This is a genomic window from Mycobacterium sp. P2_H7 (genome assembly GCF_056403275.1).
Window position 1 is genome coordinate 180,405 of record NZ_JBFUFU010000013.1, and the last position, 18,435, is coordinate 198,839.

At 68.8% G+C, this 18,435-nt stretch carries 16 protein-coding genes; 13 read left to right on the plus strand and 3 right to left on the minus strand.

Features of this window, described 5'->3' with window-relative positions; all coding sequences use genetic code 11:
- Positions 1-75 precede the first annotated feature (75 nt).
- From AC1DY7_RS21335 to AC1DY7_RS21350, 4 genes are all read left to right on the plus strand, one after another.
- Complete coding sequence (locus AC1DY7_RS21335; RefSeq protein WP_477495707.1) at positions 76-1,905, plus strand: phosphoenolpyruvate carboxykinase (GTP); 1,830 nt, start codon at positions 76-78, stop codon at positions 1,903-1,905.
- A gap of 398 nt (positions 1,906-2,303) precedes the next feature.
- Positions 2,304-3,587 carry a sodium:proton exchanger gene (locus tag AC1DY7_RS21340; RefSeq protein ID WP_477495708.1) on the plus strand — a complete coding sequence of 428 codons (1,284 nt, stop codon included), beginning with the start codon at positions 2,304-2,306 and terminating at the stop codon, positions 3,585-3,587.
- A gap of 9 nt (positions 3,588-3,596) precedes the next feature.
- Complete coding sequence (locus AC1DY7_RS21345; protein ID WP_477495709.1) at positions 3,597-4,370, plus strand: LLM class F420-dependent oxidoreductase; 774 nt, start codon at positions 3,597-3,599, stop codon at positions 4,368-4,370.
- Between the two features lie 24 nt (positions 4,371-4,394).
- The gene (locus tag AC1DY7_RS21350) at positions 4,395-5,333 is read left to right on the plus strand and encodes an SDR family NAD(P)-dependent oxidoreductase (RefSeq protein WP_477495710.1); all 939 of its coding nucleotides are present in this window, start codon (positions 4,395-4,397) and stop codon (positions 5,331-5,333) included.
- A 2-nt stretch (positions 5,334-5,335) separates the two neighbouring features.
- Here the strand turns inward: AC1DY7_RS21350 and AC1DY7_RS21355 are convergent, their stop codons facing one another.
- From AC1DY7_RS21355 to AC1DY7_RS21365, 3 genes are all read right to left on the minus strand, one after another.
- Complete coding sequence (locus tag AC1DY7_RS21355) at positions 5,336-5,767, minus strand: SRPBCC family protein (protein WP_477495711.1); 432 nt, start codon at positions 5,765-5,767, stop codon at positions 5,336-5,338.
- Positions 5,768-5,786: 19 nt separating this feature from the next.
- Entirely contained in the window at positions 5,787-7,163 is a 1,377-nt protein-coding gene (locus AC1DY7_RS21360; protein ID WP_477495712.1) for a DUF2867 domain-containing protein, read from the minus strand.
- 151 nt (positions 7,164-7,314) lie between these two features.
- Positions 7,315-8,106 (minus strand): hypothetical protein, encoded by a 792-nt coding sequence (locus tag AC1DY7_RS21365; protein ID WP_477495713.1) that lies wholly within the window; start codon positions 8,104-8,106, stop codon positions 7,315-7,317.
- A gap of 263 nt (positions 8,107-8,369) precedes the next feature.
- Here AC1DY7_RS21365 and fadD4 point away from each other — a divergent pair, with 263 nt between their 5' ends.
- The 9 genes from fadD4 (at position 8,370) to AC1DY7_RS21410 (ending at position 18,401) form a co-directional block, all read left to right on the plus strand.
- On the plus strand, positions 8,370-9,890 hold the full coding sequence (gene fadD4 / locus AC1DY7_RS21370) for a fatty-acid--CoA ligase FadD4 (RefSeq protein WP_477495714.1): 1,521 nt from the start codon (positions 8,370-8,372) through the stop codon (positions 9,888-9,890).
- Positions 9,887-10,771 (plus strand): enoyl-CoA hydratase/isomerase family protein, encoded by an 885-nt coding sequence (locus AC1DY7_RS21375; protein ID WP_477495715.1) that lies wholly within the window; start codon positions 9,887-9,889, stop codon positions 10,769-10,771. Before fadD4 ends, AC1DY7_RS21375 begins: the two co-directional genes overlap by 4 nt.
- A gap of 48 nt (positions 10,772-10,819) precedes the next feature.
- On the plus strand, positions 10,820-12,085 hold the full coding sequence (locus AC1DY7_RS21380) for an MFS transporter (protein WP_477495716.1): 1,266 nt from the start codon (positions 10,820-10,822) through the stop codon (positions 12,083-12,085).
- Positions 12,042-12,401 (plus strand): ArsR/SmtB family transcription factor, encoded by a 360-nt coding sequence (locus AC1DY7_RS21385; protein WP_477495717.1) that lies wholly within the window; start codon positions 12,042-12,044, stop codon positions 12,399-12,401. The genes AC1DY7_RS21380 and AC1DY7_RS21385 overlap by 44 nt, the downstream gene beginning before the upstream one ends.
- A gap of 150 nt (positions 12,402-12,551) precedes the next feature.
- Positions 12,552-12,755 carry a hypothetical protein gene (locus AC1DY7_RS21390; protein WP_477495718.1) on the plus strand — a complete coding sequence of 68 codons (204 nt, stop codon included), beginning with the start codon at positions 12,552-12,554 and terminating at the stop codon, positions 12,753-12,755.
- Positions 12,749-14,953 (plus strand): acyltransferase family protein, encoded by a 2,205-nt coding sequence (locus tag AC1DY7_RS21395; protein WP_477495719.1) that lies wholly within the window; start codon positions 12,749-12,751, stop codon positions 14,951-14,953. Before AC1DY7_RS21390 ends, AC1DY7_RS21395 begins: the two co-directional genes overlap by 7 nt.
- Before the next feature lie 31 nt (positions 14,954-14,984).
- Positions 14,985-15,968, plus strand: a complete 984-nt coding sequence (locus AC1DY7_RS21400) for a MaoC family dehydratase (RefSeq protein WP_477495720.1) — start codon at positions 14,985-14,987, stop codon at positions 15,966-15,968.
- Between the two features lie 40 nt (positions 15,969-16,008).
- Entirely contained in the window at positions 16,009-17,115 is a 1,107-nt protein-coding gene (locus AC1DY7_RS21405) for a CoA transferase (protein ID WP_477495721.1), read from the plus strand.
- Complete coding sequence (locus tag AC1DY7_RS21410; RefSeq protein WP_477495722.1) at positions 17,109-18,401, plus strand: amidohydrolase family protein; 1,293 nt, start codon at positions 17,109-17,111, stop codon at positions 18,399-18,401. Before AC1DY7_RS21405 ends, AC1DY7_RS21410 begins: the two co-directional genes overlap by 7 nt.
- The last annotated feature ends 34 nt before the right edge of the window (positions 18,402-18,435 follow it).

Here is an 18,435-nt window from a genome sequence, read left to right on the forward strand (position 1 = left end):
TCTCCATAGGGACGATCGTGACCTACCAGTTATCGCCATATGCTACTGGCGCGTAACCTACGCAGGAGATATTAGATGACCTCAGCGACCATTCCCGGTCTCGACACTGCACCGACCAAACATCAGGGGCTGTTGGCCTGGGTTCAAGAGGTCGCGGAGCTGACGCAGCCCGAGCGGGTGGTGTTCGCGGACGGCTCCGAGGAGGAGTACGAGCGTCTCGCCGCGCAGTTGGTCGAGGCCGGTACCTTCCAGAAGCTCAATCAGGACAAGCAGCCGAACTCGTACTTGGCGCTGTCCGACCCGTCCGACGTCGCGCGCGTCGAATCGCGGACCTTCATCTGTTCCGAGCGTGAGGTCGACGCCGGCCCCACCAACAACTGGATGGCGCCCGCCGAGATGCGGCCGCTGATGACCGACCTGTACCGCGGCAGCATGCGCGGCCGCACCATGTGGGTCGTGCCGTTCTGCATGGGCCCGCTGGACGCGGAGGATCCCAAGCTCGGTGTCGAGATCACCGACTCGGAGTACGTGGTGGTCTCCATGCGCACCATGACCCGGATGGGCGCGGCGGCGCTGGGCAAGATCGGCGACGACGGTTTCTTCGTCAAGGCGCTGCACTCGATCGGCGCCCCGTTGGAGCCCGGCCAGAAGGATGTGCCGTGGCCGTGCAACGACACGAAGTACATCACCCACTTCCCTGAGACCCGCGAGATCTGGAGCTTCGGCTCCGGCTACGGCGGCAACGCGCTGCTGGGCAAGAAGTGCTACTCGCTGCGCATCGCCTCGGCCATGGCGCACGACGAGGGCTGGCTCGCCGAGCACATGCTGATCCTCAAGCTGATCTCTCCCGAGAACAAGGCGTACTACATCGCCGCCGCGTTCCCGTCGGCCTGTGGCAAGACCAACCTCGCGATGCTGCAGCCCACCATCCCGGGCTGGCGCGCCGAGACCGTCGGTGACGACATCGCGTGGATGCGGTTCGGCAAGGACGGCCGGCTCTACGCCACCAACCCCGAGTTCGGTTTCTTCGGTGTCGCGCCCGGCACCAACTGGGACTCCAACCCCAACGCGATGAAGACCATCGCCGGCGGCAACACCGTCTTCACCAACGTCGCCAAGACCGATGACGGTGACGTGTGGTGGGAGGGTCTGGAGGGCGAGCCCGATCACCTGATCGACTGGAAGGGCCAGGACTGGATCCTTCGCGAGACGGAAACCAAAGCGGCGCATCCGAACTCGCGCTACTGCACCCCCATCTCGCAGTGCCCGACGCTGGCCCCCGAATGGGACGACCCGCAGGGTGTGCCGATCTCGGCCATCCTGTTCGGCGGCCGTCGTAAGACCACCGTCCCGCTGATCACGCAGGCCCGCGACTGGCAGCACGGTGTGTTCATCGGCGCCACCCTGGGCTCCGAGCAGACCGCCGCCGCCGAGGGCAAGGTCGGCACCGTGCGCCGCGACCCGATGGCGATGCTGCCGTTCCTGGGCTACAACGTCGGTGACTACTTCCAGCACTGGATCGACATCGGCAAGAACGCCGACGAATCCAAGCTGCCCGCGGTGTTCTTCGTGAACTGGTTCCGCCGTGGCGACGACGGCCGCTTCCTGTGGCCCGGATTCGGTGAGAACAGCCGCGTGCTGAAGTGGGCCGTCGAGCGCATCGAGCACAAGGCCGAGGGCAAGACGACCCCCATCGGTATCGTGCCGACCGCTGCCGATCTGGACCTGGAGGGTCTGTCAGTGAAGGCCGCCGACGTCGACGAGGCCCTGGCCGTCAACGCCGACGAGTGGCGTGCCGAACTGCCGCTGATCGAGGAGTGGTTCGAGTTCGTCGGCGAAAAGCTGCCGACGGGCATCAAGGACGAGTTCGACGCCCTGAAGACGCGTCTGTCGGAAACCGACTGACACCCGATCTCCGCGAGAACCGCCCCGGCCACGGCCGGGGCGGTTTCTTGTTTGCCAAGGGTATTCAAATCTCTCGATTCGAGTGGCCGAACTTTCTGATGTGATGCCTCTGATCAGCAAATTCAGGGTCATTCACACCGCTAATTTGTAGTCTCACTAAGTTGCTGGGCCGTGCCTGTCGGGGGTATGGTCGGACCCAGCGAAGGGGAGTAGTTCCTGACCGCCGGCTCGTCCGGCGTGATGCGGATGGTCGACATACTGGCAGCGCGGTAGCCGCCCGGCCCTCCACCGGATCCCACATCCGGCGAGCGAGACCTTCGGCCGACATGACATCTGTCGGTCCGAGGTTTCGTCGCTGTCGATGAACTCGCGGGCCGCATACCTAAGGACGTGCCCACGTGACAAGAACTCACGGATGGACCCTCATCCGGTCACTCGCCCTCACCTTCGCCTTCATCGTCCCCGCCCTGGTGGTCCGCTTCGCCGGACTGCACCCGAATCCCGTCGTCGCGCTGGCGCTCTACGGCGCCGCGGTGGTCGCGGCCAGCTTCCTGTTGGCGTGGGCCGCCGAAGCCGCGCAGATCGACGTGTCCGGCGGGCTGGCCATTGCCGTCCTGGCGCTGATCGCGGTGCTCCCGGAGTACGCCGTCGACCTGTATTACGCCTACACCGCGGGCAGCAATCCCGAGTACGTGCAGTACGCGGCGGCGAACATGACCGGCTCCAACCGGCTGCTGATGGGTATCGGCTGGCCGGTCGTGGTGCTCGTGTCGCTGTGGGTTGCCCGACGTATGTCCAAACCCGGCGTGTCGAGTCAGAAGACGACCTTCATGACTCTGGAATCCGGTAACCGGGTCGAGCTCGGCTTCCTGCTCATCGCCGGTGTGGTCGCGTTCGTCATCCCGTCGACGGGACGCATCCACCTGGTGCTGGGCGTGGCGCTGCTGGCCTGGTTCGGCTTCTACCTCTACAAGTTGACCAGGGGCGAGGTCGAGGAACCGGAGTTGATCGGCACCGCCGCCGCGATCGGCGCACTGCCCACCCGGATGCGCCGGCGCACCGTCGTCGCCCTGTTCGTCACCGCCGGCGCGGTCATCCTCGCGTGCGCGGAGCCGTTCGCCGAAAGCCTCATCGGTGCGGGCACCGAGATGGGTGTCGACCGTTTCCTGTTGGTGCAGTGGTTGGCGCCGCTGGCGTCGGAGGCACCGGAGTTCATCATTGCCATCATCTTCGCCAGCCGGGGCAAGGGTACCGCCGCGATCGCCACCCTGATCTCCTCGAAGGTCAACCAGTGGACGCTGTTGATGGGCTCGCTGCCCATCGCGTACATGGCCGGCGGTGGCGGAACTGCCCTGGTGCTCGACGGCCGTCAGATCGAAGAGGTCCTACTGACCGCGACCCAGACTCTGATGGGTATCGCGCTGATCCTCTCGCTGCGCTTCCACCGGCGCACCGCGTGGCTGCTGCTGGTGCTGTTCGCGGTGCAGTTCCCGATCACCTCCACCGAGGGCCGGCTGGTGTTGTGCGGGGTCTACGGTGTTCTCGCGGTCGCGGGTTTCGTCGTCAACCGGCACGTGCTGCTCGCCACGCTGCGTGCGCCTTTCGTCGCACTGCCCGACGACGACGCCGACGCCGAGCGCAATCTGCCACGGATGCAGGAGGTTTCGGCGAGCTCGCGGTAGCGTCGGGCAATGGTCAAGATCGGCGTCCAGATCCATCCGCAGACATCGTCGATGGCCGACCTGCGGGCGGGCTGGACCGGTGTCGACGAACTCGGCGTCGACAGCCTGTGGACCTGGGATCACTTCTTCCCGCCCCTCTACGGCCGGCCGGACGACCCGCACTTCGAGGGCTGGCAGGTGCTGGCGGCGATGGCGGTCACCACGTCGCGGGTGTCGCAGATCGGCATGCTGGTGTCCGGCGGTGGCTACCGCAATCCGGACCTGCTGGCCGATATGGCCCGCACCCTGGACCACCTGTCGGACGGCCGGGCAGTGCTGGGCATCGGCTCGGGCTGGATGGACCGCGATGAGCTCGAGTACGGCTACCCGGTGCGCACGCCCGTGCAACGCCTCGACGAACTGGCGGCGGCGCTGCCCCGCATCCGCGCACGGATCGACAAACTCAACCCGAAACCGTTGGGCCGGTTGCCGATCCTGATCGGCGGCAACGGCGAGAAGCGCACCCTGCGGCTGGTCGCCAGATACGCCGACATGTGGAACGGATACGGCGACGCCGACACGATCCGGCGTCTCAACGCCGTCATCGACCGCTGGTGTGAGGTCGAGGGCCGCGATCCCCGTGTCATCGAGCGCACGGTGTGGATCGAGGCCCCGGCGGCCGATTCCGTCGAAGCCCTGATCGAAGCGGGTGCCGAGCACATCATTCTCGGGGTCCGCGCCCCGTATGACCTGCGTGCCGTCGAGCAACTGGTGCAGATCAGATCCGAATTGGCCCATACCTAGGGTCGGTGGCTCCGAATCAGGAAGGTGACCACCTTCCTCGACGGACTGCTCGATCGCACCATCGCCCCGGGCTACTCCCGGCTGGGCTATGCGGTGCGCGAACGGTTCTGGTCCGCGCTGGATCCGCACGCACTGGACGGCGCCACGGTGATGGTCACGGGAGCGAACTCCGGGATCGGCAAGGCCATCGCCGCCGGTGTCGCGGAGCTGGGCGCCACGGTGCTGATGACGGTGCGTGACCGCGCGCGCGGCGAAGCCGCCCGGGACGACATCCTCGCCGAGCTGCCCACCGCGGACCTCGTCGTCGAGCGGTGCGATGTGTCGGACCTGGCGGATGTGCGTGCCTTCGCCGCCGAGGTGACGGCGCGGCGCCCGTGGCTGGACGCGGTGATCCACAACGCCGGGGTCATGCCGCCGGAGCGCACCTACACCGAACAGGGGCACGAGCTGTCGCTGTCCACCCATGTGCTCGGGCCCGTGCTGCTCACCGAGCTGCTGCTGCCCGCCCTGACGGCCACACCCGACCCGCGGGTGGTGCTGATGTCCTCGGGCGGCATGTACACCCAGGCGTTGCCGGTCGAGGACATCGAGTACCGCACGGGCCATTACCGCGGCGCGACCGCCTACGCGCGCAGCAAGCGCGTCCAGGTCGCCCTGGCGCCCCGGCTCGCGCAGCGCTGGCCGGTCGCGGTGTCGGCGATGCACCCGGGGTGGGCGGACACTCCCGGGGTCGCCCAGTCGCTGCCCGCGTTCCGGCGGATCACCGGCCCGGTGCTGCGGACGCCGGAGGAGGCAGCGGACACCGCAATCTGGCTCACCGCAACGACTCCCACGCCGCCGTCGGGCAAGTTCTGGCATGACCGCGCGATCCGGCCCACCCACTATCTGCCCACCACCCACGACAGCGATGCCGATCTGGACTGGGTGTGGAACTACTGCGCCAGTGCCCTCGGGCTGTCCTGAACTCAGATCTTCGCCAGTTCGCGGCGCAGGCCCCGCGCACCGTTGTCCATCAGATTGCCGACGGCGAAGCGCAGCAGCGGCTCGGCCCACCGCAGCAAGCCCTGGAACGCGAACTCGACCCGGTAGATCACCTGCGAGCCGTCGGGGTGCGGGTGCACGGTGATGGTGTCATGCGCGATCAGTGACGAGTTCTCGCCGCGCAGGCGGATGGATTCCCCCGGTGTCACACCGATCACCTCGTAGACCAGCTCGCTGGTGCGGCCCGCGAACTTCGAGGTGTTCTCGTAGCGGGTGCCGACACCGCCGTCGCCGGCAACCCGCACGGTGCGCACCGAGCCGGGATCCCACTGCTCGGTCGTGGTGAAGTCGGCCAGATACGCGAACACCGCATCCGGCGCGGCTTCGGTCGTGACCTCGCGCTGCATCTGGATCATCCGTTGTCCTTCGTGTGGGTCAGGCGCTGGTGAGGTTGTGCAGCGCATCGGCCAGAGCGGTCCGGTGCAGCGGCCGAAGCGCATTCCAGTAGATCTGTCCGGCAAGACCTTTCGGCGAATAGATCGCCCGCTGATGTACCCGGGTGTGGTGCGCGTCCAGGGGTTCGAGCTGCCACTCCAGCCATACCCCGCCCGGTGCGCGCGTCTGCGCGCGCAGGCGGAGAAACGACCGATCCGTCTTCTTCTCGACGCGCCAGTGGCTGCGGCCGGCGCCGAAGGGAAACGAGCGCAGCGTGTTCTCGGCGCAGCGCTGTTCGAAGACGTTCCACACCTGGGCGACGTTGGCGGGGCAGTCGGCACTGCGCACGTCGGTGTACACCAGTTCGCCGGCCCAACTGGGGTCGGACGGTAGTGGGTCCGACGGCGCCCCGTTGGCCGCGGCGTTCGCCCACGTGGTCTCCACCTCGCCCTTGGCGGCTTGCCGGAGTGCGAGGGCGACGGCCGCCCGGTAGTCGGTGGGCCCGCCCGGCGGTGGCGGGATCACCGTATCGATATCGTGTTCGGCCGCAACGGCATCGGTGCTCAGCGACTCGATGAGGGCACGGCCGATCGAGCGGGGCACCGGCGTCACCAGGCCGATCCACAGACCCGCGAGTTTCGGGGTGAGGACCGGGAGGACCAGAATCCGGCGCGGTGCCAGGCCGGCCACCTCGGCGTAGATCTGCATCATCTCGCCGTAGCGCAGTACATCGGGTCCGCCGATGTCATAGGTGCGGCTCTCCGGCAGCGCGGCGCTTGCCGCGGCAATCAGATAGTGCAGGACATCGCGCACCGCGATGGGCTGGATGTGGTTGTTCACCCAGCGCGGTGTGGTCATCACCGGCAGGCGTTCGGTGAGATGGCGGATCATCTCGAAAGAGGCCGAGCCGGAACCGATCACGACACCGGCCTGTAGCACCAGGGTCGGCACCCCCGAGTCCATCAGGATCTCTCCCACCTGGGTGCGCGACCGCAGGTGCGTCGAGAGTTGCTCGGAGTCCGCGTGCAGACCGCCCAGGTACACGATGCGTCCCACGCCCGCACGTCTGGCCGCGTCGGCAAGATTGCGCGCGCTGCGGCGCTCCTGCTCGATGAACTCGCCGTCGCTGTTCATCGAGTGGACCAGGTAGTAGATGACGTCGACGTCGCGGCAGGGCGCGTCGAGGGTGGCCGGGTCCATCAGGTCACCGCAGAACGTCTGCACGCTCTTGGCCCACGGCGTCGGGTGGATCTTGTCCGGGTCGCGGACCAGAACCCGGACCTCGTGACCGGCGTCGACGAGACGCGGCGCGAGGCGCCCGCCGATATAGCCCGTGGCGCCGGTGACCAGAACGCGAAGCGATCCGTTGTCGGTCACCAGGCCCCCCGTCGCCGGCCACGGACCCGAAGGGCCTCGCGACAGTGCGTGTATTCCACCGAACCTCCCAGACCAAACCGCTGCTTTGATGATTCGGAGTCACCGGTCGCCTGGATGGGCCCGTCATGGCGCGATCAGGCGCCCGGGGGTGTCAGCGGGCGCGCAACCGGCCCCGCAGCGCTTTGGCGTGCCGCAGGACGCGGCTTCGGTTGTGCACGTTGGTGTAGTGCAGCACCACGGTGATCCGGGTGTGCCCGGCCGCGACGGGCAGGGTGGCGTGATACGACCGGTAGCCCCAGAACAGATAGGCGTTGCCCGGCGTCAGTGGCACCACCTCGGCGTCCCGGTCCCACCGCACACCGGTCAGGAACCGGCGCCGGTAGGCGTCGCTCTGCACGACGGCCTTCTCGATGATGTTGGTCAGCGCCCATCGCCGGTACGGCCGATGATTCGGGCACAGGACCAGCTCACCGCATTGCCCGGGGTCCGCGTCGGGGATGTCGACCGGGATCACCATGGTCACGACGCTCGCGTCGTAGTGAAACCACAGGGGACGTTGCAGCGGATCGGCGCCCTGAATCACCCGCATGGAACAGGAGAAGGTGCCGTCCGCGGGGCTCGCGTCGGGGTAGCCGGCCCGGGTGACGCCGTCCAGCAATGCCCGGAGGCGGGGGTCGGCGGTCAACTCACGGATGAACCCGAGATCGTCGGCCTCGGGACCCTCGATCATCACCTCGTGTTCGCCCCGCGCGGCCAGTGCGTGCGCGTACGCCCTGGCCCGCGCCGTCCACTCCGGTCCGGTCAGGGCCCGCAGGCATGCCGATCCGGTCATGTCGATCTCGGCGGCGATGTCGTGCGGGCTGCGGTCGAGCGCGTGGGGTGCCGGCTCCGGCGCGGGAACGGCGGGCGTTCCGGTCGGGCGTGCGGCGAGGTCTCCGGCCATGGATCACTCCTTGATTTCAGCTGCGCGGAAGCATAGCGCAACGCCTGTCGATAATTCGCCGTATCTACTTCAGTTGGTGAAGTCTGCGAGAAGACTGGCACATTGAACTGGTGTGACTGCGGTATCAATCTCTGTTCGCGACGAGATAAAACTTTGCTAAATCTGCATATCGACGTGATGTAGGCCACAGCCGAGGTGTGGTGCCGAGTGTGGCGCAGGCCACCACTTGACGGGTGTCAAACATCGGGTCGTAGAGTCACCCCATGCAGATCCGTGAAACCGCTCTCGCGACTCCTGACAAGCCGGCCGTCATCCTGTATCCGGCCGGCACCGTGGTCACATTCGGTCAGATGGAGGCGCGGGCGAATCAACTTGCCCACTACTTCCGCGGCCAGGGTCTGCGCGAGGGCGATGCGGTGGCGATCCTCATGGAGAACACCGAGCACATGCACACGATCATGTGGGCGGCGCGGCGCAGCGGCCTCTACTACGTGCCGATCAACACGCACCTGACCGCCGCCGAGACGGCCTACATCATCGACAACAGCGGGGCCAAAGCCGTCGTCGCGTCCGCCGCGCTGCGTGAGGTGTGTGCCGGCCTGGCGGAGCATCTGCCCAACGGCTTGCCCGCTGTCCTGCTCAGCACCGCAGACGATCTGGACGGCTGGGCGCCGTACCCGGCCGCCGTCGCCGACCAACCCGAGACGCCGATCGAGGACGAGATCGAAGGCGATCTGCTGCAGTACTCCTCGGGCACCACCGGCCGCCCCAAGGGCATCAAGCGAGCCCTGCCGCACCTGCCGCCCGCCGAGGTGCCGGGGATGATGGCGATGCTCGTCGAGTACTGGATGGGTCCCGACGCGATCTATCTCAGCCCGGCGCCGCTGTACCACACCGCACCGTCGGTGTGGTCGCTCAATGCGCTGGCCGGCGGCCTGACGGTCGTCGTGATGGACAAGTTCGACGCCGCGGGCGCGCTGGAGGCGATCGCGAAACACGGTGTCACGCATGGCCAGTTCGTCCCAGTGATGTTCACCAGGATGCTCAAGCTGCCGCAGTCGGTGCGCGAGTCGTACGACATCTCGTCGCTCAAGCGCGTCATGCATGCCGCCGCGCCGTGCCCGGTGGAGATCAAGAAGCAGATGATCGAGTGGTGGGGCCCGATCGTCGACGAGTACTACGCCTCCTCCGAAGCCATCGGATCGACGCTCATCAGCGCCGAGGACTGGCTGACCCACCCCGGCTCTGTCGGCAAGCCGATGCTCGGGGTCATCCACATCCTCGACGAGGACGGCAACGAGCTACCCGCCGGCGAGCCCGGCGAGATCTTCTTCGAAGGCGGCAACGATTTCGAGTACCTCAACGACCCGGGCAAGACGGCGTCCTCGCGGGACACCCACGGCTGGCTCACCGTCGGCGACATCGGCTACCTCGACGAGGACGGCTACCTCTACCTCACCGACCGGCGGCACCACATGATCATCTCCGGCGGGGTGAACATCTACCCGCAGGAAGCCGAGAACGCCCTCGTCGTCCATCCGAAGGTGATGGACGCCGCCGTGTTCGGCATCCCGGACACCGAGATGGGCCAGAGCGTCAAGGGCGTGGTGCAGACCGTCGACCCGGCGGATGCCACCGAAGAGTTCGCCGCGGAACTGCTGGCCTGGCTGCGGGAGAACCTGTCGCACTACAAGTGCCCGCGGTCCATCTCGTTCGAGGCTCAGTTGCCGCGCACCGACACCGGCAAGCTCTACAAGCAGGAACTGATAAACAAGTACTCGTGAGCGAACTGGCGCTGCCGGCAGGCATTCTCGTCGGCACCGCTGCGCCCGCGGACCATCTGACCTTCACGCTCGCCGAGGCGGCCTCGGATGACCCGCGGGTGATCACCGTCGACTCGATCGAGCAGACGATCACGGAGCTCACCGAACGCTGCGCGCGCTGGCCGCAGGCGGCGGCGGTGTGCGACGACGTGCTGCGCGCCCTGGACCCGGCGGCACCCGCGTTCGGTGGGGTGATCACCGAATCGCTGGCCTATTCGACGCTGCAGGCGGGGCCCGAATTCGCCCGCTGGCTTGCCGAACGCGGCCCCGCCGAGGTGCCCCTGCTGCCCGATCCGGTGCAGGCCGAACGCGACGGGGACACCCTGTTCGTGCGATTCAACCGTCCGCAACGGCTCAACGCGTTCACGACCGATGCGCGGGCCGCGCTGCTGGAGGCTCTGGAGGTCGCGCGACTCGACGACGGCATCACCGAGGTCGTGCTGTCGGGCAACGGCCGGTCCTTCTGCAGTGGTGGTGATCTCGCCGAGTTCGGCAGCTTCGCCGATCCGTCCAGTGCCCATCTGGCCCGCACCCGGCACAGCCCCGCGCTGGTGCTCGCCGAACTCGCCGGCCGGCTGGGGGAGCGGTGCCGGGCGGAGGTGCACGGGCAGGTGCTCGGCAGCGGTCTGGAGATGGCCGCCTACTGCGGTCGGGTGCGCTGCCATCCCGACGCCGTGCTGGGGCTGCCGGAGCTCGCACTCGGGCTCATCCCCGGCGCCGGCGGCACGGTGAGCATCACCAGGCGGGTCGGTCGTTGGCGCACGGCCTATCTGGTGTTGTCGGGTCGCACCATCGACGCGCACACCGCACGGGTATGGGGGCTCGTCGACGACGTGACCTGACGTAACCTATATGTGCGCAATTGCGCACATATAGGTAATACTGGTCGCATGGTTCTGCGGCATCCCGTGTTCCGGCGGCTCTACATCGCCCAGGTGACCGCCCTTGCCGGCACCGGGCTGCTGACCGTTGCGCTCGGACTGCTCGCCTTCGATCTGGCCGGCGGCGCCGCGGGCACGGTGCTCGGCACCGCCCTGGCGATCAAAATGATCGCGTACGTCGTTGCGGCGCCGGTCATGTCGGGCCTCACCGCCCGCCTCCCGCCGAAGGCCGTACTGGTCGGCGCGGATGTCGTGCGGGCGCTGGTCGCCCTGGCGCTGCCGTGGGTGGGCCAGGTCTGGCAGATCTACCTGCTGGTGTTCGTGCTGCAGGTGGCCTCGGCGACGTTCACCCCGGCCTTCCAGTCCGTCATCGCCGATGTGCTCACCGACGAGGCCGACTACACCCGCGGGCTGGCGCTGTCCCGGCTGGCGTACGACCTGGAGTCCTTGCTCAGCCCGTTGCTCGCCGCGGCGCTGCTGACGGTGATCGCCTATCACGGCCTGTTCGTCGGCACCGCCGCCGGATTCGTGGTGTCGCTGGTGCTGGTTCTCGGCACCGCGATACCGCGACGAGGAAGCGTCGATACCGAGACCGGACTCCCGGGGCGCATTCTGGATGGCAGTCGAATCATGTTGGGCAGCTTCGAATTACGAAGCCTACTGGCCATGAATGTGGTGGTGGCAGCGGCCACCGGGCTGGTCGTGGTCAACACCGTGGTCTATGCCCGCGACCTGCTCGGCGGCGGCAACGCGGACGTGGCGCTGCTGCTGGCCTGCTACGGCGCGGGGTCACTGACGGTGGCCCTGCTGGTCCCGCGCCTGCTGGATGTCCTGGCGGATCGGACGCTGATGCTCGCCGGCGCGGCTGTCGCGGCGGCCGGGCTGGGGGTGACGGCCGTCGTGCTGGTGAGCGGCCTGGCCGGCTGGACCGTCCTGGCGGTGTTGTGGACCGTCCTCGGCGCCGCGACATCGATGGTCAACACACCCGCCGGGCGGCTGTTGCGCCGGAATGCCGGTCCGCACCGCGGCGCGGTGTTCACCGCCCAGTTCTCGTTGTCCCACGCGGGATTCCTGATCACCTACCCGGTCGCCGGCTGGGTGGGCGCGACCGTCGATCAGGGTGCCGCGGCCACGATTCTCGCTATTGTCGCTACATCCGCAGCGATCGCCGCGGCCCGGATCGCACAAAGGGGCACGGTCGATGGGCAGGGAACCGGGCAGCGACGGGCGCGTGGGGCACGAACCGCAGAGCCCGCGGCCCAGTCTCGTTCATGACGCTGCGCCCGACGATGAGCGCCTCGACATCGCCAGCGAGACCTTCCGGATGCTCGCCGACCGCACCCGCCTGCACCTGCTGTGGCTGCTGGCCCGCGGCGAGGCCGACGTGACCGCGCTGGCCGACGCCACCGGGGCCTCCCGCACGTCGATCAGTCAGCATCTGGCCAAACTGCGGTTCGCCCGGCTCGTGGAAACCCGCAAGGACGGTCGCCGGGTGTTCTACCGGCTGCGCGACGGGCATCTGAGCCGGCTGGTGCAGGAGGGGCTCAATCACGCCGACCACCGGGTCACCGGGGAGCCCACGCACCGCTGAGCACCGTCGATAGACCATTGCAAAAGCAACCAGATATGTAACGCAAGGGGCTGGTGTTTCCCGCGCCGTATCGTTGACACGGCAAATAACCAAACGTCCCCCGACCACTCGGTTGGCAGTATTTGACGTGGGCGTATATTCTGCTGGCCCATGGGCACCTACCGTGAGGCCTCCGGGGCCGCCAGGGCCACCCAGGCCCGCCAGCAACCGCTGGTTGGAGCGCATTTCGGTGGCTCTTTCGCGGCGACCTCGGCGACGTCGGCGGGTAGCCGGGACGCTGCATGGCGCGGCGGTCCGGATGCCCCGTGCGCCGAGTCCGGCGCCACGGTGAGAGCGGTTCTCGCAAAGTGGTGACCACGGGGGCGCCGCAGCGCGTCGAACGACAGGACACGGCTCTCGCGGAACCGGTTGCTGCTACCCCGAAGACATTCCGCACCGATATCGAGGGTCTGCGCGCCGTCGCGGTGTTGGCCGTCGTCCTGTTCCATGCGGACCTGCCCGGTTTGGGCGGTGGGTTCGTCGGCGTCGACGTCTTCTTCGTCATCTCGGGCTTCCTCATCACCGGACTTCTCTGGCGTGACGTCGGCACCGCCGGGACGGTCAAGCTGCGCAACTTCTACGGCGCGCGGGCCCGCAGGTTGCTTCCGGCGTCGGCGCTGGTGGCCGTCGTCACCTTGATCGCCTCGGCTCTCTTGCTGCCGCCCCTGCAGGTCAAGTCGGTCACCATCGACGGCATCACCAGCGCCCTGTACGTCAGCAACTACCAGTTCATCTTCTCCGGCGTGAAATACTTCGGCAAGCAGAACCTGTTGTCGCCGTCGCCTTTTCAGCACTACTGGTCGCTGGGCGTCGAAGAACAGTTCTATCTGGTGTGGCCGATCCTGATCATCGCGACCGCCTGGTTCCTCCGTCGCGTGCGCCGGCGCACCACGACGTCGGTTCGCCCCTACCTGGTGGTGCTGGGACTTGTCGCCGCCGTGTCGTTCGCCCTGTCGGTGGTGTTGACCTACCTGTTGCCGCCGCTGGCGTTCTTCTCGCTGCCGACCCGGGCGTGGCAGTTGGCCGCCGGCGGCTTGGTCGCCCTCACCGTGGTGCAGTGGCGCCGGTTGCGGTCGCGAGCCGCGGCGCTCGTCGGCTGGGCTGGACTGGCGCTGATCGTCGTGGCGTGTACCACCTTGAGCGGCGCCACGAGCTACCCGGGATTTGCGGCGTTGCTGCCCACCCTCGGCGCGGTGCTCGTCATCGGCGCCGGCTGCGCCGACCCGTCGCGCGGGTGCGGTCGCGTCCTCGGGCTGGCGCCGATGAGAGCCATCGGCCGGGTGTCGTACCCCTTGTATCTCTGGCACTGGCCGGTGCTGATTCTGATTCCGTTGCTGGTCGGTCACCCCCTGGGGCTGGCGGCAAAGCTGGCCCTGGTGCTGGTGGCGGCCGGGCTGGCAGTCCTCACCCTGCGATTCGTCGAGAATCCGCTGCGCTTCGCCCCGTGCATCCGCACGTCGGCCTGGGCCAGCCTGGGACTCGGCGGCGGCGTCACCGCGGTGGCGGTCGTGGTGGGCGTGGTCGTCTTGGTCACCGTGCCGACGCCGGTCGGCCGCGGGCCTGCCGCCCGGCCCGTGAACATCAACGCGGTTCAGGTGCCGCCGGGCTCCGGCATGGCCGCCTACGACGCGGCGGTGCGCGATGCCTTCGAACAGGTGCAGGCCGCCGTCGCCGCATCCGTCAACCTGAAAGCCGTTCCCTCGAACCTGAATCCGCCACTGACCTCCGGCGGGTCCCAGCAACTCGCCATCCTGACCAACGGCTGCCTGCGCATCCTGCTCTTCGACGCGTCGCATCCCGAGTGCGCGGTGGGCGACCTCGACTCATCGACCAGGGTGGCCCTGATCGGCGATTCGCGGGCAGCCATGTTCAACCCGGCGTTCAAGCAGGTCGCAGAACAGCGGCACTGGCGGCTGGAGATGATGGCGAAGGCCGGCTGCCCGATCACGGAAATGCCGATCGCGAGCCACCTCAACGGTCTGGCCGAAGGCATTCAGCGCTGTGCACAGTGGCGTCATCACATCTTGTCCCGGCTGCGGGCCGAGCGCCCCGAGCTGGTGGTGGTCGTGTCGTCGCGGGCGTACGACGCCAACGGCGCCCACACCCTGGTGCCGGGGCTCGACATGTACGACAGGGCCTGGGTCGACAGTCTGGGTCGGCTCACCACCGAATTGCGGGACACCGGCGCGCGGGTGCTGGTGCTCGGCGCGTCCGCCGATCTGCCTGCGCCGGTGCCGCTCTGCCTGTCCGGGCACCTGGATGACGCGACCGTGTGTGGCTCGGTGCGCAACCCCAAGCACGGTCCCGGCGCCGCCGCCGAGTCGGCCGTCGTCACCGGCGCCGGGGGACAGTACGCCGACGTCACCGACCTGTTCTGCGCCGACAACCGCTGCCCGGCCATCGTCGGCGACACCATGGTGTATTTCGACGGCGGCCACATCACCCGCCAATACTCCGAGTTCCTGGCACCGGCCGTCGGGGCACTGGCCGACCGCGCGCTCGCCGGTGAGTGACTGACGCGCCGCACGTCCTAGAGTGCGAGCCGTGACTGTGCACAGACCCGGCGGACCGTACTTCGACGACCTGCATGTCGGCCAGGTCTTCGACACCGCCCCCGCGATGACCCTGACCTCCGGTGCGGCGGCCGCGCATCAGGCCATCCTGGGCGATCGGCTGCGGCTGTCCCTGGACGCGGAGCTCGCCCGCGCGGTGACCGGGGAGGCCGGCCCGCTGGCGCACCCCGCGCTGGTGTGCGACATCGCGATCGGCCAGTCCACGCTGGTCACCCAGCGGGTCAAGGCCAACCTGTTCTACCGCGGCCTGACCTTCCACCGATTCCCGGTCATCGGGGACACCCTGACCACCCGCACCGAGGTGGTCGCCCTGCGGCAGAACTCCGCGAAGCCCGGACGTGCCGCCACCGGGCTGGCCGCACTGCGGATGACGACGGTCGACCAGTCCGGTCGCTCCGTGCTCGACTTCTACCGGTGCGCCATGCTGCCGTTGTCCCCGGACGCGCCGGACACCGGACACGCCGATGACCTGGCCGCGATCGGAGTCGACCGGCAGAGCCCGCCGGATCCGACCGCCGGCTGGAACGCTCGCGCCCTGTCCGGGACGGGGTTCGACCACGCGCTCGTCGGGACCGTCGTGCCCAGCACCGCCGACGTGGTGTCCAGCGCGCCCGAGCTGGCCCGTCTGTCACTGAACATCGCTGCCACGCATCATGATTGGCGCTCCGGCGGGCAACGCCTGGTGTACGGCGGGCACACCATCGGCCTGGCCCTGGCGCAGACCACCCGCCTGCTGCCCGACCTGATCACCGTGCTCGGCTGGGAGTCCTGCGACCACACCGGGCCCGTCCACGAGAACGACACGCTGCACAGTGAGCTGCACATCGAGTCGGCCGAGCCGGCCGCCGTCGGGGTGCGGTTACGGCTGCGCTCGGTGGTGTACGCCGTCGCGGCCGACCTGGGCGAGCCGGACCGCCCCGTGCTGGACTGGCGTTTCACCGCGCTGCACGCCTGAACCGGAGCGCCCGCGTTGCGCCGCGGGGCAAGATGGCGGGATGGCTTCCGCGTCCGGCGTCCCGCAGCAGATCTGCGCACGCGCCCAGGCCCTGGCCGATCAGGTCGCGGCGCGGACCGGCGCCGCCGTGGATGCGGCCGAACTGCTCACCGGCCGCGCCGTCCAATTGGGTTGGGCGCCCCACGGCCCGGTCTCGGCGGGTGGCGCCACGCGGCTGCTGGGCGGTGCGGACGGCTGGTGTGCCCTGACGTTGGCACGCGCCGACGACATCGACGCGGTGCCCGCCCTGGTCGGCGCGGACCGGGTGGACGACCCGTGGCAGGCGGTACAGGGCGGGGTCGACGACCACGGGGCAGCCGCCGTCGTCGAGCGCGCCCGGTTGCTGGGCCTGCCCGCGGCTCTGCTCGGCGAAACCGCCGCGGCGGCACCGCGAATACGCACCACGGGCCGGGCGCGCAGCCGGCCGTTGGCAGACCTGCTGGTCGCCGATCTGTCCTCGATGTGGGCCGGTCCGTTGTGCGGCCACCTGCTGGCGAACGCGGGTGCGACCGTGGTCAAGGTGGAGAGCCCGCGGCGCCCCGACGGCACCCGCGCAGGGCCCGCAGCCTTCTATGACTGGATGAACGGCGGAAAACTCTCCTACGCAGTCGATTTCGACGATACCGAGGCGCTGCGCCGGCTGCTGTCGGTGGCCGACGTGGTCATCGAGTCCTCGCGGCCCGCCGCGCTGAACCGGCGCGGGTTCGGCCCGGATGCCGTCGAGGCGCGGGATGGCCGGGTGTGGGTGCAGATCACCGGGCACGGCACCGACGCGCCGGGTGCGGACTGGGTGGCGTTCGGAGATGATGCCGCGGTGTCCGGCGCTCTGGTCGGGTATGACGGTGGGCGGCCGGTTTTCGTCGGCGACGCCATCGCCGACCCGCTGACGGGTCTGCAGGCGGCCGAGGCGGTGACAGCTTCGCTGGGCCGGGGCGGTGGAGAGTTGATCGAGGTGTCGATGGCGGCGACGGCGGCCCGCTACGCCGGCCTCGGTGGCGAACTACAGTGCGGCACAGCACCGGAACCCGCGATGCGGGCACCGGCATCTGGGGCCGACAACGGCCGAGTTCACACGATGATCGAGGAAAGGTGGTCCGTGTCATGCTGATTCGGCGTGCAACCCTGCTGGACGGCAGCGTCGTCGACATCCGGGTCGACACCCGGATAGACGAGGTGGCCCCGGCGCTGGAGCCCGCCGACGGCGAACGGGTGCTCGACGCGGCACTGGGCCTGGTGATCCCCGGTCTGCACGACCATCACGTGCACGTGCATTCGGCCGCTGCCGCAGCGGATTCGGTGCGGGTGGGGGTCGGTGAGGTGCACGACGGCGATGATCTGGCGCGGGTGCTGGCGGCGGCCGAGGTGGGGGAGGACGGCTGGATCCGGGCCGTCGGCTACCACGAGGTGGTGGCCGGTTCGCTCGATCGGCACGGCCTGGATGCGCTGTCGCCCGCGGTGCCCGTCCGGATCCAGCATCGCAGCGGCATCCTGTGGACGCTCAACTCCGCGGGCCTGGCGGCCGTCGGGCTCGCCGATCACCCCGACGGGCGGCTGCGCAGCGCCGACCGGTCGTGGTCGGACGCGCTGAAGCGGCGGGACACGTCCGTCGACGATCTCAGTCGGCGGCTCTGCCGGTACGGCGTCACCGGAATCACCGATGCCACACCCGATCTCGATATCACCGACATGGTGTTGCTGGCCGAGGTGCATCGCCGCGGCGGTCTGCGTCAGCACGTGCACCATCTGGCTCCCGGCAAGCGCATCCTGCACGACGAGGATCTCGATCTCGGTGAACTGACCGGCTGGATCGGGCGCCGTCATGACGAGGACGCACCGGTGGCCCTGCACTGTGTGACGGCCGCCCAGCTGATCGTCAGCCTGGCCGCGCTGACCGACGCCGGTGTGCATCCGGGTGACCGGATCGAGCACGCGGCGGTGGTGCCCGACGACCAGCTCGACGTGCTGGCCGGGCTGGGTGTCACCGTGGTCACCCAGCCCAACTTCGTCGCCGAGCGCGGCGATCAGTATCTCGCCGATGTGCCTGCCGAAGAGCACCACCAATTGTGGCGACTGGCGTCGCTGCTGGAAGCCGGTGTCCCCGTGGCACTTTCCACCGATATGCCGTTCGGTGACGGCGATCCGTGGGCCGTGTTGCGTGCGGCGGTGCACCGACGGACCCCGTCGGGCGCCGTGCTCGGCGAGCGTGAACAGGTCAGCGCGCGAACGGCACTGGACCTGTTCCTCGGTGGACCGATCGAGCCCACCCGGGCGCGCACGGTGGCGGCCGGCCAGCCCGGCGACCTGTGCGTGCTGACGGCCGCACCCGAGGACGTCCTGCGCGACCTGGACGCGAAGCTGGTGGCGGCCACCGTCATCGACGGCCAGGTGGTCTAGCGACTTCGGCGCGCTGACCCGCGCGTGCCGCGGG